24 protein-coding genes and 1 pseudogene are annotated in these 26,450 nt (G+C 71.0%); 6 read left to right on the top strand and 19 right to left on the bottom strand.

Annotated features, from left to right (window positions below; all coding sequences use genetic code 11):
• Position 1: 1 nt before the first annotated feature.
• Entirely contained in the window at positions 2-253 is a 252-nt protein-coding gene (locus ACZ6R9_RS07610) for a WhiB family transcriptional regulator (RefSeq protein ID WP_014138019.1), read from the bottom strand.
• 341 nt (positions 254-594) lie between these two features.
• Positions 595-1,566, bottom strand: coding sequence for a diacylglycerol/lipid kinase family protein (locus ACZ6R9_RS07605; protein WP_465537079.1), 972 nt, complete (start codon positions 1,564-1,566; stop codon positions 595-597).
• Between the two features lie 51 nt (positions 1,567-1,617).
• Between ACZ6R9_RS07605 and ACZ6R9_RS07600 the strand changes: the two genes are divergently transcribed.
• On the top strand, positions 1,618-2,037 hold the full coding sequence (locus ACZ6R9_RS07600) for a hypothetical protein (protein WP_465537078.1): 420 nt from the start codon (positions 1,618-1,620) through the stop codon (positions 2,035-2,037).
• Between the two features lie 73 nt (positions 2,038-2,110).
• Here the strand turns inward: ACZ6R9_RS07600 and ACZ6R9_RS07595 are convergent, their stop codons facing one another.
• The 4 genes from ACZ6R9_RS07595 to sodN all read right to left on the bottom strand — a co-directional run bounded on the left by ACZ6R9_RS07595 (position 2,111) and on the right by sodN (position 4,792).
• Positions 2,111-3,088, bottom strand: a complete 978-nt coding sequence (locus ACZ6R9_RS07595) for an RNA polymerase sigma factor SigF (protein WP_380482304.1) — start codon at positions 3,086-3,088, stop codon at positions 2,111-2,113.
• A 37-nt stretch (positions 3,089-3,125) separates the two neighbouring features.
• On the bottom strand, positions 3,126-3,539 hold the full coding sequence (locus tag ACZ6R9_RS07590; protein WP_380370585.1) for an ATP-binding protein: 414 nt from the start codon (positions 3,537-3,539) through the stop codon (positions 3,126-3,128).
• Between the two features lie 172 nt (positions 3,540-3,711).
• Positions 3,712-4,191, bottom strand: a complete 480-nt coding sequence (locus ACZ6R9_RS07585) for a GNAT family N-acetyltransferase (protein ID WP_380482302.1) — start codon at positions 4,189-4,191, stop codon at positions 3,712-3,714.
• 205 nt (positions 4,192-4,396) lie between these two features.
• Positions 4,397-4,792, bottom strand: a complete 396-nt coding sequence (gene sodN, locus ACZ6R9_RS07580) for a superoxide dismutase, Ni (protein WP_043915979.1) — start codon at positions 4,790-4,792, stop codon at positions 4,397-4,399.
• Positions 4,793-4,897: 105 nt separating this feature from the next.
• On the opposite strand from sodN, the gene sodX reads away from it, so the two are divergent.
• The gene (sodX, locus tag ACZ6R9_RS07575) at positions 4,898-5,305 is read left to right on the top strand and encodes a nickel-type superoxide dismutase maturation protease (RefSeq protein WP_380482300.1); all 408 of its coding nucleotides are present in this window, start codon (positions 4,898-4,900) and stop codon (positions 5,303-5,305) included.
• Positions 5,306-5,312: 7 nt separating this feature from the next.
• Here the strand turns inward: sodX and ACZ6R9_RS07570 are convergent, their stop codons facing one another.
• The 5 genes from ACZ6R9_RS07570 to ACZ6R9_RS07550 all read right to left on the bottom strand — a co-directional run bounded on the left by ACZ6R9_RS07570 (position 5,313) and on the right by ACZ6R9_RS07550 (position 10,196).
• Complete coding sequence (locus ACZ6R9_RS07570; RefSeq protein WP_380482298.1) at positions 5,313-5,906, bottom strand: CGNR zinc finger domain-containing protein; 594 nt, start codon at positions 5,904-5,906, stop codon at positions 5,313-5,315.
• A 377-nt stretch (positions 5,907-6,283) separates the two neighbouring features.
• Complete coding sequence (locus tag ACZ6R9_RS07565; protein ID WP_380482350.1) at positions 6,284-7,036, bottom strand: amino acid ABC transporter ATP-binding protein; 753 nt, start codon at positions 7,034-7,036, stop codon at positions 6,284-6,286.
• A gap of 35 nt (positions 7,037-7,071) precedes the next feature.
• Complete coding sequence (locus ACZ6R9_RS07560; RefSeq protein ID WP_380482296.1) at positions 7,072-8,046, bottom strand: amino acid ABC transporter permease; 975 nt, start codon at positions 8,044-8,046, stop codon at positions 7,072-7,074.
• Between the two features lie 35 nt (positions 8,047-8,081).
• Positions 8,082-9,023 (bottom strand): ABC transporter substrate-binding protein, encoded by a 942-nt coding sequence (locus tag ACZ6R9_RS07555; protein WP_380482294.1) that lies wholly within the window; start codon positions 9,021-9,023, stop codon positions 8,082-8,084.
• A 303-nt stretch (positions 9,024-9,326) separates the two neighbouring features.
• Entirely contained in the window at positions 9,327-10,196 is an 870-nt protein-coding gene (locus ACZ6R9_RS07550) for an ABC transporter substrate-binding protein (RefSeq protein ID WP_380482292.1), read from the bottom strand.
• Between the two features lie 643 nt (positions 10,197-10,839).
• Here ACZ6R9_RS07550 and ACZ6R9_RS07545 point away from each other — a divergent pair.
• Positions 10,840-12,033 (top strand): NAD(P)-dependent malic enzyme, encoded by a 1,194-nt coding sequence (locus tag ACZ6R9_RS07545; RefSeq protein WP_380482290.1) that lies wholly within the window; start codon positions 10,840-10,842, stop codon positions 12,031-12,033.
• Between the two features lie 210 nt (positions 12,034-12,243).
• A complete protein-coding gene (locus ACZ6R9_RS07540; protein WP_380482289.1) occupies positions 12,244-13,206 on the top strand; it encodes a zinc-binding dehydrogenase in 963 nt (320 codons plus the stop codon).
• A gap of 87 nt (positions 13,207-13,293) precedes the next feature.
• Here ACZ6R9_RS07540 and ACZ6R9_RS07535 read toward each other — a convergent pair whose 3' ends face one another.
• From ACZ6R9_RS07535 to ACZ6R9_RS07500, 8 genes and pseudogenes are all read right to left on the bottom strand, one after another.
• Entirely contained in the window at positions 13,294-14,286 is a 993-nt protein-coding gene (locus tag ACZ6R9_RS07535; protein WP_380482287.1) for a PadR family transcriptional regulator, read from the bottom strand.
• Between the two features lies 1 nt (position 14,287).
• On the bottom strand, positions 14,288-15,181 hold the full coding sequence (locus tag ACZ6R9_RS07530; RefSeq protein ID WP_465537074.1) for a DUF4097 family beta strand repeat-containing protein: 894 nt from the start codon (positions 15,179-15,181) through the stop codon (positions 14,288-14,290).
• A 210-nt stretch (positions 15,182-15,391) separates the two neighbouring features.
• Entirely contained in the window at positions 15,392-15,571 is a 180-nt protein-coding gene (locus ACZ6R9_RS07525; RefSeq protein WP_035866044.1) for a DUF6104 family protein, read from the bottom strand.
• 58 nt (positions 15,572-15,629) lie between these two features.
• On the bottom strand, positions 15,630-15,992 hold the full coding sequence (locus tag ACZ6R9_RS07520) for a hypothetical protein (protein WP_380482355.1): 363 nt from the start codon (positions 15,990-15,992) through the stop codon (positions 15,630-15,632).
• A 151-nt stretch (positions 15,993-16,143) separates the two neighbouring features.
• Positions 16,144-16,599 (bottom strand): annotated as a pseudogene (locus tag ACZ6R9_RS07515) (protein kinase domain-containing protein); the annotation flags it as partial.
• A gap of 213 nt (positions 16,600-16,812) precedes the next feature.
• Positions 16,813-20,556: a multifunctional oxoglutarate decarboxylase/oxoglutarate dehydrogenase thiamine pyrophosphate-binding subunit/dihydrolipoyllysine-residue succinyltransferase subunit gene (locus tag ACZ6R9_RS07510; RefSeq protein ID WP_380482283.1), complete on the bottom strand. Its 3,744-nt coding sequence runs from the start codon at positions 20,554-20,556 to the stop codon at positions 16,813-16,815.
• A 301-nt stretch (positions 20,557-20,857) separates the two neighbouring features.
• On the bottom strand, positions 20,858-21,997 hold the full coding sequence (locus tag ACZ6R9_RS07505; protein WP_465537072.1) for a HAMP domain-containing sensor histidine kinase: 1,140 nt from the start codon (positions 21,995-21,997) through the stop codon (positions 20,858-20,860).
• A 78-nt stretch (positions 21,998-22,075) separates the two neighbouring features.
• Complete coding sequence (locus ACZ6R9_RS07500; RefSeq protein WP_014138042.1) at positions 22,076-22,810, bottom strand: response regulator transcription factor; 735 nt, start codon at positions 22,808-22,810, stop codon at positions 22,076-22,078.
• Between the two features lie 359 nt (positions 22,811-23,169).
• Here ACZ6R9_RS07500 and ACZ6R9_RS07495 point away from each other — a divergent pair, with 359 nt between their 5' ends.
• Positions 23,170-23,859 (top strand): rhomboid-like protein, encoded by a 690-nt coding sequence (locus ACZ6R9_RS07495; RefSeq protein ID WP_380482279.1) that lies wholly within the window; start codon positions 23,170-23,172, stop codon positions 23,857-23,859.
• A gap of 125 nt (positions 23,860-23,984) precedes the next feature.
• Complete coding sequence (gene lon, locus ACZ6R9_RS07490; protein ID WP_465537070.1) at positions 23,985-26,375, top strand: endopeptidase La; 2,391 nt, start codon at positions 23,985-23,987, stop codon at positions 26,373-26,375.
• Positions 26,376-26,450: the final 75 nt, after the last annotated feature.

Here is a 26,450-nt window from a genome sequence, read left to right as displayed (position 1 = left end):
GTCAGGCGGTGCGGGCGCGGTTGCGGGCGGCGCGGCGCTTCATCGCACGACGCTCGTCCTCGCTCATGCCGCCCCAGACGCCGGCGTCCTGACCGGTCTCGAGCGCCCACTGCAGGCACTGCTCCATGACGGGGCAACGGCGGCACACGGCCTTGGCTTCCTCGATCTGCAGCAGAGCAGGACCGGTGTTCCCGATCGGGAAGAACAGCTCCGGGTCCTCTTCGCGGCAGACAGCGCGGTGGCGCCAGTCCATGGTCGTCCAACTCCTCCGGTCACGGGCGGTGGCCCGCGACTCACTCGTATGGCTTGTGAATGTGAACGCTTTCACGAATCCCGTAACAGCAAAAGGGACCAAAGGCCCACCGGGCCCGGGAGGTCTTTGCTGAGAGGGGTTCGGCGATTCGAGGGACTCTGCCGCGATGTCGTCTGCGGTGTGTCCCGATCGCCATGTAGAGGTTCGCAAACCTCGAAGCCGGATACAACCCCCTTCGGCAAGAAATTTTTGATTCTTCGGTGTCGCCTACCTCACAGGCAGTACTTCTATGGGGTGAAGGGGCTCGCACGTTCGAGTGCAAGGTGAAGACCCCCTTCTGGTCACACAATCACACGCAGTGCCCGTCGTACGCCTGTGAAACTGACGCGACTCCTGTCCCCAAGGTGGTCCCCGTCGACCTGAAACGGGGCCGGTTCCTGTGAAACCAAGGTGAAGTGTCTGACGTCGTGATAGGAGACGAGATGCTTTCCGGACGGCTCGGCAGGGCGTGCGCCGTCCTTTGCCGAGGGCTGCGGGCGCAGGATCTGACGGACCGTCCGGGCGGTGCCGAACGCCGTCATTCGAGTGATGCCGAAGATGTCCAGATCGGTTTCGAACGATGCCGAGGGGGACGGAAAGACCGGACGGGAGCCCAGGAAGGTCCACGGAGAGGTGTTGGAGACTATGGCCAGCACCATGCCCGACACCGGTTCCCGGCCGTTGATCTCCAGGGAGATCGGGCCCGAACGACGGTGTTCACGCTCGGTCACGTAGTGCCGCAGCGCCTCCATGACATAGAGCGCGTGGGTGGATTTGCGCCCCGCCCGGCGCTGGCGCTCCACCCGGCCGACCACGCCCGCGTCGAACCCCAGCCCGGCGGTGAAGGTGAACCAGCGGTCCGGCTCGCCGGCGCTCAGCGCCTTGCCCAGACCGATCGCGCGCTCCCGCCGGTGCTCCAACGCGTCCAGGAGTGCGCCGGTGGCCTCCACCGGATCGTTCGGGAGCCCCAGCGCGCGGGCGAACACATTGGTCGACCCGCCCGGCACCACCGCCAGCCGCGGCACCCGCTCGCCCGGACCGTGCGCCAGCAGGCCGTTCACGACCTCGTTCACGGTGCCGTCGCCGCCCAGCGCCACCACCAGGTCCACCGTGCCGTCCTCGGCCGCCCGCCGGGCCAGATCGCCCGCGTGCCCCCGGTACTGGGTCTCCGCGACATCCAGCTTCAGATCGCTGCGCAGAGCATGGATCAGGACGTCCCGGGTCCGGCCACTGGTGGTGGTCGCCTTCGGGTTCACGACCAGGAGAGCGCGCATGACGATCAGCCTACGACCCGCCCGAGGTAAGACGACCGTTACCCTGGCCAGGTGACCGCTGAAACCGCTCCCGCCACCACCACCGCACCCGACCGGCCCGTCCTGCTGCTCGTCGGCGCGGGCATCACCGCGCTGGAGGGCGCGGCGATGGCGGGTTGGGGAATCTACGACCTGATCTCCGGCTTCTCCGGCAGCGACGCCGCCTTCGGCCGCACCGAGATGGGCGGCGCCGTGCTGCTGCTGATGGGCCTGCTGCCGCTGCTGGCCGGCCGCGCGCTGCTGCGCGGGCAGAAGTGGGGCCGCAGTCCCGCTGTGCTCACCAACTCGATCTGCCTGCCGGTCGCTTACTACATGTGGCAGTCCGGCGGCGGCATGATCGCCGTCGGCGCCGCGATCGCCGTGCTCGGCCTGGCCGGCATCGTCTCGCTGCTCAACCCGCGGGTCACCGCGGTGCTCTACGGCGAGCAGTAGCCGCCCGGTACGTACGGTCGCAGGGCCCGCCCCCGGGTTCGGGGACGGGCCCTGCGGCGCGTGCGGGAGGTGATCACTCCTCGACCAGCAGCTTCTCGCGCAACTGCGCCAGGGTGCGGGCCAGCAGCCGGGAGACGTGCATCTGGGAGATGCCGACCTCGGCCGCGATCTGCGACTGGGTCATGTTCCGGAAGAACCGCAGCACCAGGATCTTCTGCTCCCGGGGCGGGAGTTGGGCCAGCAGCGGCTTCAGCGACTCGCGGTACTCGACGCCCTCCAGCGCCTCGTCGGTGGCGCCCAGGGTGTCCGCCACGGCCGGCGACTCGTCGTCGCTGTCCGGCACGTCCAGGGACAGCGTGGAGTACGCGTTGGCGGACTCCAGGCCCTCCAGCACGTCCTCCTCGGAGATGCCCAGGTGCTCGGCCAGCTCGTGCACTGTGGGGGAGCGGCCGTGCCGCTGGGACAGCTCGCTGGTCGCCGTGGTCAGCGACAGCCGCAGCTCCTGGAGCCGGCGCGGCACCCGCACCGCCCAGCCCTTGTCGCGGAAGTGGCGCTTGATCTCGCCGACGATGGTGGGCGTCGCGTAGGTGGAGAACTCCACCCCGCGCTCGTGGTCGAACCGGTCCACCGACTTGATCAGGCCGATGGTGGCGACCTGGGTCAGGTCGTCCAGCGGCTCACCGCGATTGCGGAACCGGCGGGCCAGGTGCTCGACCAGCGGGATGTGCATCCGGACCAGCTGGTTGCGGATCTCCACCCGCTCCGGCGATCCCTCCGGCAGCTCGGACAGCCGCACGAACAGGGCCCGGGCCGCCTCGCGGTCGGGCGCGCCGCTGCGGTGCCCCTGCGCCGGGACGGTCGAGCGGACGGCCTCGGCGGCGGCCGCCGGGCCGCCCTCCTCCTCGGGCTCGGCCGCGGGCCGCTCGGGCTTCGGGTCGGTCGGCTGGCTCATCCGGCTGGGGTCCTTCGGGAGGGCTTCGTCAGGGGAGGCGGTGCGGGCAACGCTTGCCTGCGGAGGTACGACGGCAACTGTGCGGTTCAGATCACTCACGGCGATCACCCGTTCCGTTCCGAGAACACGTCACTACCTACGGCTGGCCCGGCGACCCGCCGCGCTTCTTGTGCAGGCTGATGGAGACGGTGTTGTCCGCGGCCACCGCGGAGTCCACCTCGCCGGCCAGCGCCGAGAGCACCGTCCAGGCGAAGGTGTCCCGCTCCGGGGCACGGCCGTCGGTGGTCGGTGCGGACACGGTGACCCGCAGCGCATCGCCGACCAGACGGAACTCGCAGCTCAGGATCGAGCCCGGAACGGCCTGTTGGAGCAGGATCGCGCACGCCTCGTCCACCGCGATGCGGAGATCCTCGATCTCGTCCAAGGTGAAGTCCAGCCGCGCCGCGAGGCCGGCCGTGGCCGTCCGCAGCACCGAGAGGTAGGCGCCCGCCGCGGGCAGGCGGACCTCAACGAAGTCCTTCACTCCGGGCTCGCCGTCGATCTGGGACACCCTCACCTCCTGGGTGACGCTCGGTGCTTGGGGGTCCGGAGGCCCCGGCACCACCACTGGCATCGGTTCAACTGCCTTGTGCCCCGAGACGTTACCGCGCCCGGGGCCGGTCTGTCGTGATCTCCGTCCACCGTCACGGGAACGAGGGACCGGTGTTCGAAACGGTCTGCGCTCAGCGGGGCGTGGAGCCGAGCTCGGTGAGCGCGTCGTCGGTGAGCCGGAAGACCGTCCACTCGTCCATCGGGACCGCGCCCAGCGACTTGTAGAAGCCGATCGACGGCTCGTTCCAGTCCAGCACCGACCACTCCATCCGGTGGTAGCCGCGCTCCACGCAGATCCGGGCCAACTCGGTGAGCAGCGCCTTGCCGTGGCCCCCACCGCGCTTGTCGGGGGAGACGTACAGATCTTCCAGATAAATGCCATGAGTGCCGCGCCAGGTCGAGAAGTTGCGGAACCACAGCGCGAAACCGGCCGGCACGCCCGACTCGTCCTCGGCGATCAGGCCGAACAGCGCCGGGTGCTCGCCGAACAGCGCGTCGTGCAGCTGCTCCTCGGTGGCCCGGGCCTCGTGCAGGGCCTTCTCGTAGTCGGCGAGCTCGCGGATCATGGCGTGGATGACGGGGACGTCGGCGGGAGTCGCGGTGCGGATCATACGATCGAGCGTACTCACCTCCCCCCTCCTTCCGGAAAGCCCCATCCGCCGGGAAATTGCTGTATGCCCGGGAGAAACCCGGGAAAACCCGGGCCGGACGGCCTCCGGCAGGGGTGCGGAAACCCCGGAACGCCGGAACCCGGCCGCCGGGGCCCCGGGGAGGGGCGGTGGCGGCCGGGTTCCGGCAGAAGCAACTGACGTGGCGTCAGGCCTTCTTGGTCTCCCAGAAGATCGCGTCGATCTCGGCGATCAGGTCCAGCAGGGCCTGGCCGGTGGCCGGGTCGGTGGACGCCTTGGCGGCCGAAGCGGCCTTGCCGGCACGGTTGAACAGGTCGTGCAGGCCCGGGTAGGCCTCGAAGTGCGGGGCCTTGAAGTAGTCGGTGTGCAGCACCGAGAGGTGGTGCTTGACCAGCTCGGCGCGCTCCTCCTTGATGACGATCGCACGCGCACGGAAGTGCGGGTCCTCGTTGGCCTGGTACTTCTCCTGAGTGGCCTTCACGGACTCGGCCTCGATGCGGGCCTGGGCGGGGTCGTACACGCCGCAGGGCAGGTCGCAGTGCGCGTGGGCGGTGACCCGCGGAGCAAACAGACGAGAGAACATGGGGGTCCTTCCTTAGATCGTCTTCCCGGGCCCGACATTACCCTCACGGCGAGCCGAATTCGCCGTCGCCCCGGGGGCCTAGGGCAAAAGAAGGAGTAAGAAATCGTGCGATATGGGACACCGTTCGGCGTGGCCGACATCGCCGGACCGTCGATGCGGCGGCTGCTGTCCGACGGCGACCGGGTGCTGGTGCGCTACGGCGCGCCACTGCGGCCGGGCGCGATCGCGCTGTTCCGGCATCCGCTGCAACAGAACCTGCTGGTGGTGAAGCGGGCGGTGGGCCGCCGGCCGGGCGGCTGGTGGATGCTCTCCGACAACCCGCTGGTGCGCACCGACAGTCGCGAATACGGCGCGGTGCCGGACGAGTTGGTGCTCGGCCGGGTGCTGCTGCGACTGGCGCCCCGGCCGGCCTGGCTGGCACCTGGACGCGGCCTGGAGCGCGCGCTGCGCGGCCGCCCGGCGTGGCTGGCCGAGCGGCTGGGCGTCAGCGCGCCCCTGGAGACGGAGCTCTGACGGCGGATCAGTCGGAGGTGGCCGCCAGCGCGCGCTGCGCCTCCTGCCGCTTGCGGGCCCGGTAGGCGGCCACGTTGGCGCGGGTGGCGCAGCGGTCCGAGCAGTAGCGGCGGGAGCGGTTGGTGGAGGTGTCCAGGTAGGCGTTGCGGCAGGGCGAGGCCTGACAGATGCCGAGCCGGTCGACCCCGAGTTCGGTGAGCTGGATGGCCAGCCCCATGCAGGCGACGGCGGCGTAGTTGGCGGCCGCGGTGGGCGCGTTGTCGGCCAGGTGCAGATGCCAGTTGGGGCGGCCGGTGTCGTCCAGGTCGTCGTGGCCGGAGACCAGCGGGCTGACGGGGTACTCCACCATCAGACTGTTCAGCAGGTCGACGGCGCGGACGTCCTCGCCCTCGGCGGCGGCCTCGAAGACGCCGCGCAGCCGGGTGCGGACGGCGCGCAGCCGGGGCAGGTCGGACTCGTCGGCGAGCGCGGAGGCCCGGGCGGAGGTGGTGCCGAACAGGGCCCGCACGGCGTCCACCGAAGTGAGGGCGTCGGTGCCGCGGTCCGGCTCCTCGCTGTTGACCAGCCGAACGGCGAAGTCGGCGTACGAGGCGAGATCCACGGGGGTCCTTCCGGGCGGGGTGTAACGGGCTCAAGGACTCCAGGGTATTACAGAGACTGGCACGAGCGAGTGGGCGCGAGAGCTGGCGGGCGCGAAAACAGGGGCGCGGGGAGACTTGCGCGAACGGTGGGTGCGAAACAGGGGCGCGGGGAACTGCGCGCAGCGGAAGGCACCCAACCGCAAGATCGCGACGCAGGACGATGACCTGCTCCTGCATCGCGACCTTGCGGACGTGCGCTCCTTGCTCGCGCAGTTCCCCGCGCCCCTGGTGGTGCAGCCCACCGCTCGCGCAAGTCTCCCCGCGCCCCTGGTTGTGCACTCCCTGGTGGTGCAGCCCACCGCTCGCGCGTCTCCCCGCGCCCCTGGTTTCTCGCGGGTCAGAGCACCTTGGACAGGAACGCCCGGGTGCGCTCGTGCTGCGGGTTGGTGAGTACCTCGCGCGGGTGGCCGGACTCGACCACCACGCCGCCGTCCATGAACACCAGGGCGTCGCCGACCTCGCGGGCGAAGCCCATCTCGTGGGTGACCACGATCATCGTCATGCCTTCCTCGGCCAGGCCGCGCATGACGTCCAGCACCTCGCCGACCAGTTCGGGGTCGAGCGCCGAGGTGGGCTCGTCGAACAGCATCAGCTTGGGCTGCATGGCCAGTGCCCGGGCGATCGCGACCCGCTGCTGCTGGCCGCCGGAGAGCTGGGTGGGGTAGTTGCCGGCCTTGTTGGCCAGCCCGACCCGCTCCAGCAGGACCATCGCCCGTTCCTTGGCGGCCGCCCGGTTCTCCTTCTTGACCTGCACCGGCGCCTCTATGACGTTCTCCAGCGCGGTCATGTGCGGGAACAGGTTGAACCGCTGGAACACCATGCCGATGTCCTGGCGCTTCAGCGCGACCTCGCGGTCCTTCAGTTCGTACAGCCGGTCGCCGCGCTGCCGGTAGCCGACCAGTTCGCCGTCGACGTACAGCCGGCCGGCGTTGATCTGCTCCAGGTGGTTGATGCAGCGCAGGAAGGTGGACTTGCCGGAGCCGGACGGGCCGACCAGGCAGAACACCTCGTTCTGCTTGACCTCCAGGTCGATGCCCTTGAGCACCTCGATCTGGCCGTACGACTTGTGCACGCCTTCGGCCTTGACCATCGGCTGGTCGATGGTCTGCGGCTTGGTCAGGTCGGTCATGCGTGGCTCCCTCCGCCCGGCACCTCGGCGTCCGCGGGGGCGGCCTTCGGCGCGGACTTGCCCGCGAACAGGGCCTGCAGGCGCTGGATCGGGGTGGGCGGCAGTGTCCGGTTGGCGCCCCGGGCGTAGTGCCGCTCGATGTAGTACTGGATGACCGTCAGGATCGAGGTCATCAGCAAGTAGTACATGGAGACGGCGATCAGCACCGGGATGGTCTGGAAGGTGCGGGCGTAGATGTCGTGGCCGGCGGTGAACAGCTCGACCAGCGCGATCACCTGGACCAGCGAGGTGGTCTTCAGCATCGAGATGGTCTCGTTGCCGGTCGGCGGGATGATCACCCGCATCGCCTGCGGCAGCACGATCCGGCGCATGGTGGCGACCTTGGACATGCCGAGCGCGTGCGCCGCCTCGGTCTGCCCCTCGTCCACCGACTGGATGCCGGCCCGGACGATCTCCGCCATGTACGCGGCCTCGTTCAGGCCGAGGCCGAGCAGGGCGGCGGTGAACACCGGGATCAGGGTGTTCGAGCTCTCGGACCAGAACGACGGGCCGAACGGGATGCCGATCGACAGGGTCGGCCAGAGCGCGCCGATGCTGTTCCAGAACACCAGCTGCACGAGCACCGGGGTGCCGCGGAAGATCCAGATGTACACCCAGGCGGTTCCGGAGAGCACCGGGTTCGAGGAGAGCCGCATGACGGCCAGCAGCACGCCGCCGACCACGCCCATCAGCATGGACAGGACGGTCAGCTCCAGGGTCACCCAGATGCCGTGGACGACGGTGGGATCAGTGAGGGTGGCGCGGACGATGTCCCACTTGATCGCCTCGTTGGTGAGCAGGGCGTGGAGCAGCATGGCCGCGAGAACGGCGATGACGGCTACTCCGACCCAGCGTCCGGGGTGGCGGACCGGGACGGCCTTGATGGCCTGGTGCTGTCCCGATGTCACCGACCCCTGGTCGGTCTTGTTCACGTGATACCTCGTCAGGGGTTCGGGCGGGCGGAGGGTCAGCTCTTGGCGGCGTTGATCTCGGAGGTGGTGACGGCGCCGGCGGCGACGCCCCACTTGTCGAGGACGGCCTTGTAGGTACCGTCGGCGATCAGCGCGGTGATCGCGCCCTGGACAGCCTTGGTCAGCTCGCTGCCCTTGTTGACGATCACGCCGTACGGGGCGGAGTCGTAGGTGTCGCCGACCTTCTCCAGCTGGCCGCCGGTCTGCTTCAGCGCGTAGTCGACGACCGGGGAGTCGGCCAGCATGACCTGGTCGCGGCCGGCCATCAGGGCCTGGGTGACGTCCGTCTGGAGGACGAACTTGTCGCCGTCGTTCGGGATGGCGGGCTTGCCGGCCTTGGCACAGTCAGGGTTCAGGGTGTCCTTGACCTCGTCGGCCTGGGTGGTGCCGGTCTGCACCGCGACCTTCTTGCCGCACAGGTCCTTCGGGTCGATCTTGTTCGGGTTGCCCTTCTTCACGGCGGCGGCCGAGCCGGCGGTGAAGTAGGTGACCATGTCGACGGTCTTCTCGCGCTCCTTCGTGTCGGTGAAGGAGCTCATGCCGAGCTGGTACTTGTTCGAGGAGATGCCCGGGATGATCGCGGTGAACTCGGCGTTCTGGACGTCCGCGGTCAGGCCGAGCTTCTGGGCGATGGCGACCGCGAGGTCGATGTCCATGCCGACGATGTTGCCCTTGTCGTCCTTGAACTCGTTGGGCGCGTAGGAGGCGTCCGCGGCGACCACGAGCTTGCCGGAGGCCTTGACCTCGGCCGGGAGGAGGGCGGCCAGCGCCGGGTCGGCGGAGGCTGCCGGGATGACCTGGGCCGGTATGGCCGCGGGGCCGGCGGCGCCGCCGGAGCCGGAGTCGCTGGTGGCGCTGCCGCAGGCGGTCAGGAGAAGGGAACCGGTCGCGAGGACGGCGGCCGCGGCGATCAGCCGGGTGCGCGGGGTACGGGTCATGAGGGGGATCCTCCTGGGGAGTCGGACGGGGTCTGCGCCGCCTGGGGGGATGCGGTGCGGGTACAGCGGGGTCAGTGCTCGCCACCCTCCGCCGAGGTGACACGTGGATCCGATGTGTGGGGAATCCTGCCACCGTGAAGGCCTGATCAGGCCCCGGATCAGATCAAAATCGGATAACAGGACCACCATGTGTCCGCTATTCGGACTATTCGCCTGGCCATGTCACATTGTGCATAAGTATGCACCTGGGAGCCAGCGGGGCCCAGGACCGCCACCGGCCCGGGCCCCGTCCCACCCGCGGCCCTAGAAGCCGCCGTTCACCACCGCGTTCTGCGCCGCTCCCGCGGCCAGACCCCACTTCGCCAGGATCTTCTCGTACTCACCACTGCGGATCACCCGATCGAGTGCCTTCGCCAGGGTGTCCCGCAGCACGGTGTCCTCCTTGGACAGCACGATCCCGTACGGCCCCGGTTGCATCTGCTCGCCCGCGACCTGGAACTGCGCGCCCCCGCGCCCCTTCTGCGCCGCGTACGCCGCCGCCGGGGTGTCGCTCAGGTCGGCGGCCGCCTTGCCCTGCGCCACCAGCGCCAGCGCCTGGTCGTCGGTGTCGGTCTGCTGCACCGTCAGCTTCTTGCGCGACTTCTCGCACACCGTGACCTGACGCTCGGCCAGCACCGCCTGCACGGTGCCGCGCTGGAGCGCCACCGTCCGCCCGCACAGGTCGTCCAGCGTGGCGATCTTCTGCGGGTTGCCCTTGGCCACCACGATCGAGGTGCCGGTGACGAAGTAGTCCACGAAGTCCACGCCGGAGTTCATCTTCATGCCCTTGGCGTCGGTGCCGTCCCGGCGCTGCAGGTTGTCCGTCACGCCCGACATCACCACGTCGAACTCGCGGCCCTGCAGGCCCAGGAACAGGCGCTCGAACGGCACCTGGTCGAACTCCACCCGCACGCCCAGGACCCGGCCCAGCGCGTTCGCCAGGTCCACGTCCAGACCGTCCGGCTGGCCCTCGGCGTTCTTGAACCCGATCGGCGCGTAGCCCAGGTCGGTGCCGACCCGCAGCACCCCCGCACTGCGTACCGGGTCGGGCAGCTGCCCGTGCAGATCCGGGGCCGCCGAACCCCCGGAGGAGGACGTGCTGCTGCAGGCCGCCAGCAGCAGGGAACCGGCCACTGCGACGAGACCGAGGCGCTGTCTTGTGTCCCGTCTGGCGTTCTGTCTCGCGGCGGGAGCGGAGGGGTTGGTGGCGAGAGACATGAGGGGTCCTCCTGTGGAGAGGTGGTGCGGGCCGGTGCCGGTGCGCGGGTGTGCGCGACCGGGCGTGGGCGGGTGTCCGGGCGCGGAGCGAAAAGGCGTGGGAACGTCCGGACAACGGTGGTCGAACACCGGATACTGCCATCCCACCCCGACGATCCCGGTGGCGGGTGTGTCAGAATCTGCTATCGGGTGACCCCCGACGCAGAACTCAGACCGACGGTTCGCCACAGGGCCGGGGTGCGCAGGAACGGAAGCCGTCACCGGCTCCGTATCCGAGGCACCAGCTCCCTTACGTGTCTGCGTTCACTCCTGCGAGTGCCTGCGGACCCCTCGCTTCGGGGGCCACGCGGAACAAGACGGACCCGGTGCATGGTGCGAAGCCGGCGTCCCGACGAAAAAGCGCAGAACACCGAAACCCTCACCCGAGGGCGCCCGCCCGACGGCAGCGCCCCGACCCGGCCACGGGTACGCCATCGACGGCGTGCCCGTCTTCGCGCATCGGCGCGCGAACGGGTCGAAGTCCGTCGGAAGCGCCTTCGCCTATGACGAAGAGGTCATTGTGGCAGCGGAGATCATCACCGACACCCAGAGCACGGACGACCCGGTCGACGCCGTCTTCGCGCTGCACCGCGGCGGCAAGATGGAGATCCGGGCCACCGTTCCGGTGCGCGACGCGGACGACCTGTCCCTCGCCTACACCCCCGGCGTCGCCCGGGTCTGCACCGCGATCGCGGAGAAGCCCGAGCTGGTCAACGACTACACCTGGAAGGCCAACACCGTCGCCGTCGTCACCGACGGCACCGCGGTGCTGGGCCTCGGCGACATCGGCCCCGAGGCCTCGCTGCCCGTCATGGAGGGCAAGGCCATCCTGTTCAAGCAGTTCGGCGGCGTGGACGCGGTGCCGATCGCGCTGGCCTGCACCGAGGTCGACGAGATCGTCGAGACCGTGGTCCGGATGGCCCCGTCCTTCGGCGGCGTCAACCTCGAAGACATCTCCGCCCCCCGCTGCTTCGAGATCGAGAAGCAGCTCCAGGAGCGGCTCGACATCCCGGTCTTCCACGACGACCAGCACGGCACCGCGATCGTCAGCACCGCCGCCCTGTGGAACGCCGCCAAGGTCACCGACCGCAAGATCGGCGACCTGCGGGCCGTCATCTCCGGCGCCGGCGCGGCCGGCATCGCGATCGCCAAGATGCTGGTCGCCGCCGGCATCGGCGACGTCGCCGTCTGCGACCGCCGCGGCGTGGTGTACGACGGCCGCGGCGACCTGACCGACGCCAAGGCGGAGATCGCCGCGCTCACCAACCGGACCGGCCTGAAGGGCAGCCTCGCGGACGCCCTGAACGGCGCGGACGTCTTCATCGGCGTCTCCGGCGGCACCGTGCCCGAGGAGGCCGTCGCCACCATGGCGCCCGGCTGCTTCATCTTCGCGATGGCCAACCCCACCCCGGAGATCCACCCCGAGGTCGCGCACCGCTACGCGGCCGTCGTCGCCACCGGGCGCTCCGACTTCCCGAACCAGATCAACAACGTGCTGGCCTTCCCCGGCATCTTCGCCGGCGCACTGTCGGTCCGGGCCAGCCGGATCTCCGAGGGCATGAAGCTCGCCGCCGCGAAGGCCCTGGCGGGCGTCGTCGCGGACGAGCTGACCCCGCAGAAGGTCATCCCGTCCCCCTTCGACGAGCGCGTCGCCCCGGCGGTCACCCGCGCGGTCGCGGAGGCGGCGAAGGCGGAGGGTCTCGCGCGAGTCTGAAAACAGGGGCGCGGGGAGACCCCACGCACCCGTCCGCAAGGTCGCGATCAGGTGCAGGTCACTGTCCTGCGTCGCGATCTTGCGGTGGGCGCCTTCCGCCTCGCGCAGTTCCCCGCGCCCCCGGTTTCGCGTCCGCCTGCGTTCGCAATATGCGTCGTCTCACAGTGAGCCGTGGTTAACATCCGTGCGGAGCCCGGCTATGGTCCGGGCATGTTTGCTGCCTATGCCGCCCGTATCAGTCCTGACGATCCGTTGAGCGCGCTGGAGCTGGGGGAGTTGCCCGAGCCCGAGGTGCGGCCGGGGTGGAGCGTGGTGACGGTGAAGGCCGCCACGTTGAACCACCATGATTTGTGGTCGTTGCGGGGGGTGGGGCTGCCGGCGGGGCGGTTGCCGATGATTCTCGGGTGCGACGCGGCGGGCGTGGACGAGCACGGCAACGAGGTGGTGATCCACTCGGTGATCGGGCAGAGCGGCCACGGGGTGGGGCCGGACGAGCCGCGGTCGATCCTCACCGAGCGGTACCAGGGGACGTTCGCGCAGCGCGTCGCGGTGCCGACGTGGAACCTGTTGCCGAAGCCGAAGGAGCTGAGCTTCGAGGAGGCGGCGTGCCTGCCGACCGCGTGGCTGACGGCGTACCGGATGCTGTTCACCAACGCGGGTGTGAAGCCGGGTGACACGGTGCTGGTGCAGGGGGCCGGTGGCGGGGTGTCGACGGCGCTGGTGGTGCTGGCGAAGGCGGCGGGGCTGCGGGTCTGGGTGACCGGCCGGGACGAGGCCAAGCGGGCCCGGGCGGTCGGGTTGGGCGCGGATGCCGCGTTCGAGAGCGGCGCCCGGCTGCCGGAGCGGGTGGACGCGGTGATGGAGACGGTGGGGGCGGCGACCTGGTCGCACTCGGTGAAGTCGCTGCGTCCGGGCGGCACCATCGTGATCTCGGGGGCGACCAGTGGGCCGAGCCCGAAGGCCGCCGAGCTGAACCGGATCTTCTTCCTGGAGCTGAAGGTGGTCGGTTCGACCATGGGTTCCAAGGAGGAGCTGGCCGGCCTGCTGGCGCTGTGCGCGAACTCCGGGGTGCGGCCGGTGATCGACTCGGTGCGGCCGCTGGCACAGGCCCGGGAGGCGTTCGAGCAGCTGGAGCGCGGTCAGGTGTTCGGCAAGCTGGTGCTGACGCCCTGAGCCGGTGAAAGACGAAGAGCCCCCCGACCCTCCCCCAGCCCCGAGGGGGGCTGGGAGGTGTTCCCATGTCGGGGGGCTCTTCGGGCCTCAGCGGTCGTGCAGGGCGCGGGCGGCGGCGGCCAGTGCCTGCTGGGCGCGGGCCAGGCCGGCGGCGTCCGCGCCGCGGTCGCGGGCGGTGTCGCGGACGTGGTCGCGGAACCGGTCGAGCAGGCGCTCCAGTTCGCGGGCCGGGTCGCCGGACGGGTCGGTGCGGGCCCAGTCCGGCAGATCGGCGGGGGCGTGGTCCTTGTCGAGGTCGATCCGGACGGGCTCTTCGGCGGCCGGGGTGTCGTGGGAGCCCCAGCGGGCGGCGTCGGCCAGGGAGCCGAGGCCGCGGGTGAGTTCGGCGAGGCCCTCGGCGAGGCCGGTGGACCAGTCGCCGTGCGAGGTGTGCTCGCGGACCTGCTCCTCGATCCGGCGCTTGAGCCGCAGTGCCTCCTGCTGGGCGGCGGTGCGGGCGGCCTTGGACTGCTCGCGCAGCCGCTTGGCCTCCGCCTCGGCGGCCTTGGCCTGCTGCCGGGCCGCCTTCTCCTGCTCCTTGGCGCGCCGGGCCTGTTCCTTGGCCTCGGCCTTGAGCTGGGCGAACTGCTCCTTGGCCCGCTGCCAGGACTCCTTGTTCTGCCAGGGCCCGGCGAACGGGTCGCCGGCGGCGGCCGGGGTGTCCTTGGCCTGCTGCCACAGTTCGGCGCGCAGGTCCTTGGCGCTGTCCCGGACGTCCTGCCGGATGGCACCGGCCAGCTGGCCGACCGAGTCGTGGATCTCCGCCTCCAGGGCCGCCAACTCGTCCTGGCGGGAGGCGAGTTCGGTGCGCCCGGTGTCCGTCAGCCGGTAGACCTTGCGGCCGCCCTCGGTGGTGTGGCTGACCAGGCCCTCGGCCTCCAGCTTGGCGAGCCGGGGGTAGACGGTGCCCGCGGAGGGCGCGTACAGGCCGTGGAAGCGCTCCTCCAGCAGGCGGATCACCTCGTACCCGTGCCGGGGGCTCTCGTCGAGCAGCTTCAGCAGGTACAGGCGGAGCCGGCCGTGGCCGAACACCGGGGTCATTTCAGGCCTCCTTGGTCAGGTCGAGCGGGCCGGCGGGCAGTTCCTTGACCGGCCGGTCCTCCTCCGCGTCGGGGCGGCGCTGGACGGTGACCGCGCCGGTGACGGTGGTCACCTGGAGGCGGCCGGCGCCGGAGCCGAGCTGACCGGAGAGCTTCTTGGAGCCCCAGCCGCCGCCGACGCTGAGCTCGTCGAAGGCGCTGGAGAGGGTGCCGCTGGTGGTGCCGGCCTCGACCTTGGCGTCGGCGAAGGAGGGCAGCCGGACGCCGACCGGGCCGGAGACGGTGGTCACGCTGATGTCGGTGGGGGTGGCGGCGTCCAGGTCGAGGGTGACCGCGCCGGACACCGAGTGGGCGCGGATCCGGGTGGCGCTGCCGGCCACCAGGGTGACCGCGCCGGAGACCGTGTTGACCTTCAGCTCGCCGGACAGGCCCTCGGCGTCCACGTCGCCGGAGACGGTGTTGGCGGAGACCAGGCCGGTCAGCCCGGCCAGCGTGGTGTCGCCGCTGGCGCCGTGCACGCCGACCTCGCCGGCGATGCCGGAGACGGTGGCGTGCGCGGAGACCGTGCCGACCTTGACCGCGGCGGCGGCCGGGACGGCCACCGTGACCTCGACCCGGCGCTTGCGGCGCAGGCCGGAGAAGTAGGACTTGACGGTCTGCACGGACTTCGCGGCCTCGCCGAACTCGGCCCAGCTGAGGTCCTTGTAGCTGACGGTGAGCACTCCGTCGAGCAGGGTCACCTGGAGCGGCTCACCTTCCAGGGCGGCCACTTCGAGGCGGGCCGGTCCCTCGGTGGGGACCACGTTCACGGTGCCGTCGACGGCCCGGACGTGCAGGATGTGCACGGTCTCGTCGAAGGTGATGGTCTCGCTGCTGTCTACCGTCCGCTGGAACATGTCCGGCTCCCCGTCCTCCCATACGCGATGTATCGCGTTGTCGTTGATATTTACGATATATCGCGTCGGGCGGAAGTCAAGGAGATCCGACCCCGAACCGGACCCGGACCGCACCCCCGGCCGACCCCGACCCCACCCCGAGGGCGACCCCTGGAACGGCGGCGGCCCGGGAGGCGGAAACGCCTACCGGGCCGCACTGGTGACGGTGCGTCAGTCCTCGTCCTCGTCGTCCAGCCGGGCCAGCCAGGTGGCCAGCCGCTCCACCGGCACCTCGAAGTCCGGGTTCAGGTCCACGAACTCGCGCAGGCGCTCGGCCAGCCACTCGAAAGTGACCTCCTCCTCGCCACGCCGGCTCTCCAGCTCCTCGATGCCGCGGTCGGTGAAGTACACGGTTACTCGCTCCGGTGGGTGGTTCTGGTACGCCGCCGCCCAGGATAGTGCGCCCCGATCAGCCGTCGTACCGGTAGTAGCCGAGCGAGATCCGGACGGCGTCGGAGCCCGCTTCGTGGCTGACGATCCGGACCACCGCGACGCTGCGGTCCTTACGGCTGCGGACGCAGAACAGCCGCCCGACCGGCAGGTCCTCCCACCTCAGGTGGGCGCCGGGGCTCCGGTCGATGGCGTCCGAGCACTGCTGCGGGGTGAGCGGGTCCGACCTGCCGATGTACAGGTCGTAGTCGGTGTCCAGCGACAGTCCGTCCGACGTCGGGTCCACGAACGTGGCCGGCGTCCCGCTCGGTGCCACCCGGCCGTTCGGCAGGTCGAAGCCGTACGCCGCGCCGGGCGAGGCCAGCTCCCGGTTCTCGTACACCGCGAGGTAGCTGCCGCCCGCCGACGCGGGCGCCCTGGGCGAGTCGGAGACGCTCGGCGCGGGGCCCGACGGCGGGGGGCTCGACGGCGCGGGGCTCGACGGCGCGGGTGGGAGCGCGCCGTTGGAGGAGGCGGTGGTGGGCGTCGTCGCGCCGGGCCACCACCTGGACGCTGTGGATCGCCTGCAGCGCCTCCGCGATGCCGCCCACCAGGAGCAGCACCGTGCGCACCGGCAGCGCCCCGTGCTCGCGCACCACCTGCTGCAGCGACGGCCCCGGCACGTACGAGGTGACCAGCCACGGCGCGCCGGTGTCCAGGCCGCCCGAGTCGATCACCTGCGCGGTGTACAGCCCGTGGATCCGCTGCGCGCTGCGCACCTCCTGCGCGAACCGGCGCCGGAACTCGCCGTCCTCGGCGAACTCCGGGCGGACCACCTTCAGCGCCACCGGCCGCCCGCCCGGCGTGTACGACAGATAGACCCGGCCCATGCCGCCCGAGCCCAGCCGGGCGAACAGCCGGTAGCCGCCGACCTCGCGCGGATCGTCCGGATGCAGTGGCTGGAAGACCGGCGGAGGCGGGACGGAGTGCGGCGGACGGTCGGATGTCATGCGGCGAATCCCCCTCGGTGCGAGTGAACCCGGCCCGGCCGCGCCCCGACTGGAGACCCTGCGGCCCGGTGGTGGAAAAACGACCAGGGACAACCTACCGATCCGTCAGCCCCCTTGCGGGGCAAGGGCGTTGACGAAGTCCGGAAACGCCGCGACCCCCGCCCCCGGAGACCGGGGACGGGGGCCGACAGGGCCTTGGCGGGCGTCAGCGCGTCAGAGCGCGAACACCTCGTCGATCAGGGCCGCCTGCTCGGCGGCGTGCCGCTTGGCCGAGCCGACCGCGGGGGCCGAGGAGGCCGTGCGGGCGACGCGGCGCAGACGGGCGCCACCGTTGGCCGAGCGGCCGATGACGACCTGCAGGTGATCGACCAGGTTCATCGCGATGAACGGCCAGGCACCCTGGTTGGCCGGCTCCTCCTGCGCCCAGACGAACTGGACACCCTCGCCGTAGCGGGCCAGCTCCTCCTGGAGCTCCGCGATCGGCAGCGGGTACAGGCGCTCGACGCGGACGATCGCGGTGTCGGTGATGCCGCGGTCGGTCCGGGCCGCCTCCAGGTCGTAGTAGAACTTGCCGGAGGTGATGACCACCTTGCGCACCTGCGCCGGGTCCACCGTGCTGTCGCCGATCACCGGGCGGAACGAGCCGCTCATGAACTCGGACGCCGAGGACGCCGCGGCCTTCAGACGCAGCATCGACTTCGGGGTGAAGACGACCAGCGGCTTGTGGTGCGGGTTGTGCGCCTGCCAGCGCAGCAGGTGGAAGTAGTTCGACGGCAGGGTCGGCATGGCGACCGTCATGTTGTCCTGCGCGCACAGCGCCAGGAAGCGCTCCGGGCGGGCGGACGAGTGGTCCGGGCCCTGGCCCTCCATGCCGTGCGGCAGCAGCAGGGTGACGCCGGAGTGCTGGCCCCACTTCTGCTCGGCGGACGCGATGTACTCGTCGACCATGGTCTGCGCGCCGTTGACGAAGTCGCCGAACTGCGCCTCCCACATGACCAGCGCGTTCGGGCGGGTCAGCGAGTAGCCGTACTCGAAGCCCATCGCCGCGTACTCGCTGAGCAGCGAGTCGTAGACGGTGAAGCGGGCCTGGTCCTCGGTCAGGTACATCAGCGGGGTGTAGTCCTCGCCGGTGTTCCGGTCGATCAGCACCGCGTGGCGCTGACCGAAGGTGCCGCGGCGGGAGTCCTGGCCGGCCAGGCGGACCGGGTGGCCCTCCATCAGCAGCGAGCCGATGGCGAGCGCCTCGCCGGTCGCCCAGTCGATGGTGTTGTCCTCGACCGAGGCGGCGCGGCGCTGCAGCTGCGGCAGCAGACGCGGGTGGACGGTCAGCCAGTCCGGCAGGTTGACCTGCGAGGCGGCGATCCGCTTGATCATCTCGGCGGAGATGCCGGTCTGGATGGCCACCGGGAAGTTCGCGACCGGGCGGCCGGTCTCGGCCGGCGCCGGGGCGGCGGTGGCCTCGCGGACCTCGGCGAACACCTTCTCCAGCTGGCCCTGGAAGTCCTGGAGCGCCTGCTCCGCCTCTTCCATGGTGATGTCGCCGCGACCGATCAGCGCCTCGGTGTACAGCTTGCGCACCGAACGCTTCTTGTCGATCAGGTCGTACATCAGCGGCTGGGTGAACGACGGGTTGTCGGCCTCGTTGTGACCGCGGCGGCGGTAGCAGATGAGGTCGATCACGACGTCCTTGTGGAACGCCTGGCGGAACTCGAAGGCGAGCCGCGCGACGCGGACCACGGCCTCCGGGTCGTCGCCGTTCACGTGGAAGATCGGCGCCTCGATCATCCGGGCCACGTCGGTGCAGTACATCGACGAGCGCGAGGAGGTCGGGGCGGCGGTGAAGCCGACCTGGTTGTTGACCACGATGTGCACGGTGCCGCCGGTGCGGTAGCCGCGCAGCTGCGACATGTTCAGGGTCTCCGCGACCACGCCCTGGCCCGCGAAGGCCGCGTCGCCGTGGATCTGGATCGGCAGCACCGGGAAGGTCGTGCCGCCGAAGTCCAGGATGTCCTGCTTGGCGCGGGCGATGCCCTCGACGACCGGGTCGACGGTCTCCAGGTGGGACGGGTTCGCGGCCAGCGACACCTTGATGGTCTCGCCGTCCAGGCCGGTGAAGGTGCCCTCCGAGCCCAGGTGGTACTTCACGTCGCCCGAGCCGTGCATCGACTTCGGGTCGAGGTTGCCCTCGAACTCGCCGAAGATCTTGCCGAACGGCTTGCCGACGATGTTCGCCAGCACGTTCAGGCGGCCGCGGTGCGCCATGCCGATGACGGCCTCGTCGAGGCGGTGCTCGGCGGCGGCGTCGATGGTGGCGTCCAGCAGCGGGATGAGCGACTCGCCGCCCTCCAGCGAGAAACGCTTCTGCCCGACGTACTTGGTCTGCAGGAAGGTCTCGAAGGCCTCGGCCGAGTTCAGTCGGCGCAGGACGCGCAGCTGCTCCTCGCGCTCCGGCTTGGTGTACGGCTTCTCCAGGCGCTCCTGCAGCCACTTGCGCTGCGCCGGGTCCTGGATGTGCATGTACTCGATGCCGACGGTGCGGCAGTACGTGTTGCGCAGCAGGCCGAGGATGTCGCGGAGCTTCATCATCTTCTGGCCGCCGAAGCCGCCCACCGCGAACTCGCGCTCCAGGTCCCACAGGGTGAGGCCGTGCGTGGTGACGTCCAGGTCGGGGTGCTTGCGCTGCATGTACTCCAGCGGGTCGGTGTCGGCCATCAGGTGACCGCGGACCCGGTAGGAGTGGATGAGCTCCATGACGCGCGCGGTCTTGTTGACCTCGTCGTCGTGCGTGGTCGCCACGTCGGTGGCCCAGCGCACCGGCTCGTACGGGATCCGCAGAGCCTCGAACACCTCGTCGTAGAAGTTGTTCCCGCCCAGCAGCAGCTGGTGGATCGAGCGGAGGAACTCGCCCGAGGCCGCGCCCTGGATGACCCGGTGGTCGTAGGTCGAGGTGAGCGTCATGATCTTGGAGACGCCCAGGCGGGCCAGGGTCTCCGGGGAGGAGCCCTGGAACTCGGCCGGGTACTCCATCGCGCCGACGCCGACGATGGTGCCCTGGTTCTGCATCAGGCGCGGCACGGAGTGCACGGTGCCGATGCCGCCCGGGTTGGTCAGCGAGACCGTGACGCCGGTGAAGTCGTCCATGGTCAGCTTGTTGGCGCGGGCCCGGCGGACGATGTCCTCGTAGGCCTGCCAGAAGCCGAAGAAGTCGAGCGTCTCGGCCTTCTTGATGGCCGCGACGACCAGCTGGCGGTCGCCGTTCGGCTTGACCAGGTCGATGGCGAGGCCCAGGTTCACGTGCTCGGGCTTCACCAGGTAGGACTTGCCGTCCTCCACCTTGTAGCTGTAGTTCATGCCCGGGTTGGCCTTCACGGCCTGGACCAGCGCGTAGCCGATCAGGTGGGTGAAGGAGACCTTGCCGCCGCGGGCACGCTGCAGGTGGTTGTTGATGACGATGCGGTTGTCGATCAGCAGCTTGGCGGGCACCGCGCGCACCGAGGTGGCGGTCGGAACCTCCAGCGAAGCATCCATGTTCGACGCCACGGCCTTCGCCGGGCCGCGCAGCTGCACCAGCTCCGGGCCCTCGGCGGCGGCCTTCGCGGCGGCGGCCGGAGCCGCGGCCTTCGGCGCGGGCGGGGCGGCGGGAGCGGCGGCCAGCGGCGCGGAAGCCACCGGCTGCGCGGGCGCCGGGGCGGCGGCCGGAGCGGGGGCTGCGGGCGCGGCCGGGGCAGCAGCAACGGGAGCGGCAACAGGGGCCGGCTGGGCGCCGACCGGGGTTGCGGCCTGGGTCACGGGAGTCACCTCGGTACCGGGCTTGTAGTCGGCGAAAAAGTCCCACCAGGCGCGATCGACCGAAGCCGGGTCCTGGAGGTACTGCTGGTAGATCTCGTCGACGAGCCACTCATTGGGGCCGAAGCCAGTGGAGCTTGCCGAGCTGGGGGTTTCTTGGTGTGGCGACACGGGGCAACCGCCCTCTTCCGCTTCCTTTTGGGATGGTGGACAGCGGGGATTAAGGCTACGCCTCCGATGAGTGATCGCGCAGTCCCCGATGCTCAGGCGTCGCCCAGATCACATCGGTGGACCGGATTTTGGCCGGAACTGTGCGTTAGAGATGACGAAAAGCAGGGAAGCGGTGGACGGGTCGTTCGCTGCCATATCGAGTGAAAATCGGACGAACTGGCCGGGCGGGGCCGCTGGTTGACCGTCCCGGCCCGGCCTCGAAACATGGTTTGTACCGGTTCCGCCACAAACCGGGCGGCGATCACGAGGTGATCACGCTCTCACCCGGCAGGGCGACCTCGATCCGGCAGCCCGCGGCGGCCTCCGCCACCCGGATCCGTCCGCCGTGCAGATCCACCGCCCAACGGGCGATGGCCAGACCCAGGCCGGTCCCGCCGTCACTGCCCGGGCCGAGCGCGGTCGGCGAACCGCTGCGGCCGAACCGCTCGAACACCCGCTCCCGGTCGGCGACCGGAATGCCCGGGCCCTGGTCCTCCACCTCCAGCAGCAACCCGCCGTCCTCCGCCCCCCGGGCCCGCACCGTCACGGTGCCGCCGGCCGGCGAGTGCTTGCAGGCGTTGTCCACCAGATTGGCCACCACCTGGTGCAGCCGTTCCGCGTCCGCCACCGCCGACAGGTCGGCCGGTTGCACATCGAGCGCCAGCCGCACGTCTTCGCGCCGGGCGTACGCGCCGCCCGCCGTCGCGCCGTCCACCGTCACGCCCCGCAGCACGCCGTCCAGGAACTCCCGCACCTGGAACGGGCGGCAGTCCAGCGGGACCACGCCGTCGTCGAGCTTCGACAGGTCCAGCAGGTGGGTGACCAGCCGGCCCAGGCGCTCGGTCTGCTCCAGCGCGGTGCCCAGGTTCTTCGGATCCGGCTTCACCACGCCGTCCACCACGTTCTCCAGCAGGCCGCGCAGGGCCGCGATCGGCGTGCGCAGTTCGTGCGAGACGTTGGCGATCAGCTCGCGGCGGTGCCGGTCGGCGGCCTCCAGGTCGCCCGCCATCCGGTTGAAGGTGTCGGCCAGCTCGCCGATCTCGTCCCGGGAGGAGACGTTCACCCGGGCGGTGTAGTCGCCCTCGGCCATCGACCGGGCCGCCGCCGTCATGTCCCGCAGCGGCGCGGTCAGACCGTTCGCCAGGAACTGCATGAACAGCAGCGAGGCGATCAGCGAGAAGATCATGATGATGCGGATCTGGGTCTCCGAGCGGATCGCCACCACCACCATGCCGGTGGCCAGCACCACCGAGACCACCACCAGCATCGCCAGCTTGCCCTTGACCGAGCGCACCGGATCGAACGGGCGGATGTCGGCCCACACCCGGCGCGCGGCGCGCACTGCCAGCGGGGGCCGCGGGGTCGGCTCGGATTCCCCGTTGCGTTGCTGTGGAAAAGTCATGTGTCCCCAGAACTCGTCCCCCGTGCACGACCGGACCGCCGCGCGGGCCCCCCGGAGGCCCGGACCGGCGGCGCCCGGTCAGGACAGCGGAGCCTCCAGCGCGTAGCCCACGCCGTGCACCGTGCGGATCCAGCTGGCGCCGATCTTCCGGCGCAGCGCCTTCACGTGGCTGTCCACCGTGCGGGTGCCGGACGCGTCGGTCCAGTCCCACACCTCGGCCAGCAGCTGCTCGCGGGTCAGCACGGCGCGCGGCTGCGCGGCCAGGCAGGCCAGCAGGTCGAACTCGGTCGGCGTCAGGTGCACGTCGCCCGAACCCAGCCGGACCCGGCGCTGCACGTGGTCGATCTCCAGTTCGCCGAAACGCAGGCTGCCGAGAGCCGGAGTGCGGGCCGCCTGCTGGGCGCGCTCCACCCGGCGCAGCAGCACGTTCACCCGGGCCGCGAGCTCGCGCATCGAGAACGGCTTGGTCATGTAGTCGTCCGCGCCGACGCCCAGACCGACCAGCAGGTCCGTCTCGTCGTCCCGTGCGGTCAGCATCAGCACCGGCACCGGGCGCTGGGCCTGGATCCGGCGGCACACCTCCAGGCCGTCGAAGCCCGGCAGCATGATGTCGAGCACCACCAGGTCGGGCTGCCAGGTGTGGAACCCGTCCACCGCGCCCGGCCCGTCGTGGGCCACCGCCACCTTGAAGCCCTCGGCTCCCAGCCGCGCCGCGATCGACTCCGCGATGGTCGGCTCGTCCTCCACGACGAGCACCCGTCGCTGGGTACCCACCGGCCCACTGCTGATCGTCTCTTGCTGGATCTCTGTCACGGTCACGCCACCGCCCCCAGGGCTGCGGGCCGGCCGCCTGTGGGGACAGCGGGCTCCGCGTCGTAGTCGTCTTGTTCCGTCGTGGGCTGTTGCCCCGCCCGCCGGTGCTGCACCTGGCAGCGTACGGACGCCGCACCCGCCCGGGCGGGGCCGACCGGAGGATTCCGGCCGCGCACCGTCATGCTTGGCAGGTCCCCGTTCGGACGGGCACGGGCCAGTACCTTACCCAAAGCACTTGCGACCTGTAACGGTACGTGTGCGAGCGGCATATGCACGGACAGCGGTCTTCACAGGACTTACCCAGACACCTCTCACCTGCCACCCGTATCGTGGGGCCGACGAGGCGTTCGGGAGGCACGATGACCAGCGCGGCACTGCGACGACGGCTGATCCGCCCCGGCCTGCGGGCCGTCCCCACCCCGCGAACGAACCCGTTCGCGCTCGGTTACCTCGCCCTGCTGCTCGGCACCACGCTCTACGCCCGCTTCGGCGACCCCGAGACGGTGCACCGGCTCCAGTCGGTGTCCTCCACCGACGCGCACAACCTGCTCGTCCACCCCGTGGTCTCCCTCATCGGCAGCGGCCTGTGGGTCGCCGGCTCGGTGTGGGCGCCCTACTTCTGGGCCTTCCTCTTCACCGTCGCACCTCTTGAACGGCGGGCCGGGGGACTCCGTGCCCTCGGCGTCTTCGGAGCCGGGCACATCGGGGCGACGCTGCTCTCGCAGGGGGTGGCTGTCGCCACTGTGGCGGGGGGGGCGGCAGGGCCCGATGTGCTGGACGCGATGGACATCGGGGTCAGTTACGGAGTGCTGGCCTCTCTCGGCGGGCTGGCCGGGCTGCTGCCGCGGCCGGGGCGGGCCCTCGCGCTGGGGGCGGGGCTGGCGTTGATCGGACACCAGTTGCTGTCCGACCCCGATCTGGTGACTTCGGTCGGGCACCCCGCCGCGTTGCTGCTCGGAGTCGGGCTGTGGCCGTGGCTGAGGCGGGGCCGGGGGCCGCGCGGGCCGGAGCGGGCCAGGGCCTGGAAGGCCGCGACTGCTGCTTCGTAGCAGGTCATTGAGGGTGCTGCGATCCTCCGGGGGAGTTTCTCTCGGAGTGAACAGCCGGCGGGGAACAATTGAGGTGTCGCAAACCTTAGTCAGGTCAGCTCAACTTCACTGACTGGGGAGAGATCATGGCATCGACGTCCGTTCCGCTCACTCTGCCCGTGCTGCCCCTCGACGACGAGGTGGTGCTCCCTGGCATGGTGGTTCCGCTGGAGCTTTCGGATCCGGAGGTGAGGGCCGCCGTGGAGGCGGCCAGGGCGGGGAGCAACGGGGGCAAGCCGCAGGTGCTGCTGGTGCCGCGGCTGGACGGGTCGTACGCGGCGGTGGGAGCGCTGGCGACGGTCGAGCAGGTCGGGCGGCTGGCGGACGGGGATCCGGCGGCGCTGGTGCGGGCCGTGCGCCGGGTGCGGATCGGCCGGGGGACGACCGGGCCGGGGGCGGCGCTGTGGGTGGAGACCACGCCGTTCCAGGAGTCGGACGCCGGGCTGCCGGTGGCGGGCCGCGCGGCCGAGCTGGTCAAGGAGTACAAGGCGCTGTCCACCAAGTGGCTGCGCAAGCGCGGAGCGTGGCAGATCGTCGACCGGGTGGCCGCGATCGAGGACATCGGCGAGCTCGCGGACAACATCGGGTACGCGCCGTTCGCCACCGCCGAGCAGAAGCTGAAGGTGCTGCTGGAGGCCGACCGTCCGGCCCGGCTGGAGTACGCGCTGGGGCTGCTGCGCGAGCACCTCGCGGAGGAGGAGGTCAACGACACCATCCGCAAGGACGTCGAGGAGGGCGTCGCCAAGCAGCAGAAGGAGTTCCTGCTGCGCCGCCAGCTGGAGGCCGTCCGCAAGGAGCTGGCCGAGCTGAACGGTGAGGCAGGTTCGGAGGACGACTACCGGGCGCGGGTGGAGGCGGCGGAGCTGCCGGAGAAGGTGCGGGAGGCGGCGCTCAAGGAGGTCGACAAGCTGGAGCGTTCCAGTGACCAGTCGCCCGAGGGCTCGTGGATCCGCACCTGGCTGGACACCGTGCTGGAGCTGCCGTGGAACGAGCGCTCCGAGGATTCGTACGACCTGGCCGGTGCGCGGGCCGTGCTGGACGCCGACCACAACGGGCTGGCGGACGTGAAGGACCGGATCGTCGAGTACCTGGCGGTGCGCAAGCGCCGGGCCGAGCAGGGCCTCGGGCAGATCGGCGGCCGGCGCGGGGGAGCGGTGCTGGCCCTGGTCGGCCCTCCGGGGACGGGAAAGACCTCGCTCGGCGAATCCGTGGCGAAGGCGATGGGCCGGTCGTTCGTCCGGGTGGCCCTCGGCGGCGTCCGGGACGAGGCGGAGATTCGCGGCCACCGGCGGACGTACGTGGGCTCGATCCCCGGCCGGATCGTCCGGGCGATCAAGGAGGCCGGGACGATGAACCCGGTGGTGTTGCTGGACGAGATCGACAAGGTCGGCTCGGACTACCGGGGCGACCCGGCGGCGGCGCTGCTGGAGGTGCTGGACCCGGCGCAGAACCACACCTTCCGGGACCACTACCTGGAGGTCGAGCTCGACCTGTCCGACGTGGTGTTCCTGGCCACCGCCAATGTGCTGGAGGCGATCCCGGAGCCGCTGCTGGACCGGATGGACCTGGTCCGGCTGGACGGCTACACCGAGGACGAGAAGGTCGCCATCGCCCGCGACCACCTGCTGCCCCGCCAGCTCGCCAAGGCGGGCCTGGCCGCGGAGCAGCTGACGGTGGGCGAGGAGGCGCTGCGCCGGCTCGCCGCCGAGTACACCCGGGAGGCGGGCGTCCGGAACCTGGAGCGGTCGATCGCGCGGATCCTGCGCAAGGTCGCGGCGCAGATCGAGCTGGGCGAGCGCGAACTGCCCGCCGCGATCGGCCCGGACGACCTGCGCGAGCTGCTGGGCCGGCCGCACCACGTGCCGGAGTCGGCGCAGGAGCCGGCCGAGCGGCGCACCGCGGTGCCCGGGGTGGCGACCGGACTGGCGGTGACCGGGGCCGGCGGTGACGTCCTGTACATCGAGGCGTCGCTGGCGGACGCGGAGACCGGCTCGACCGGGCTGACGCTGACCGGGCAGCTGGGCGACGTGATGAAGGAGTCGGCGCACATCGCGCTCTCCTACCTGCGGTCGCGCGGTGCCGAGCTGGAGCTGCCGGTGACGGGCCTGCGCGAGCGGGGCATCCACCTGCACGTGCCGGCCGGCGCGGTGCCGAAGGACGGCCCGAGCGCGGGCATCACGATGACCACGGCGCTGGCCTCGCTGCTGTCGGGGCGCAAGGTGCGCACCGATGTGGCGATGACCGGCGAGGTGTCGCTGACCGGCCGGGTGCTGCCGATCGGCGGGGTCAAGCAGAAGCTGCTGGCCGCGGACCGGGCCGGGGTCACCACGGTGATCATCCCGAAGCGCAACGAGGCGGATCTGGACGACATCCCCGCCGAGGTGCTGGAGCGGCTCACGGTGCACGCCGTGTCCGATGTCCGGGAGGTGCTGCGGCTGGCGCTGGAGCCGGCCGAAGTGCTGGTCGCGGCGGCCTGACGGCGGCCGAGGGGCCGGGGAGCGTCCACTCCCCGGCCCTCGGTGGTTGCCGATCCGGGCCCATGGCAGACTTCC

This window comes from Kitasatospora sp. NPDC048662 (assembly GCF_055587065.1).
Note: the sequence above shows the minus strand (reverse complement) of the source record. Positions and strands in the feature narration are given on the sequence as shown.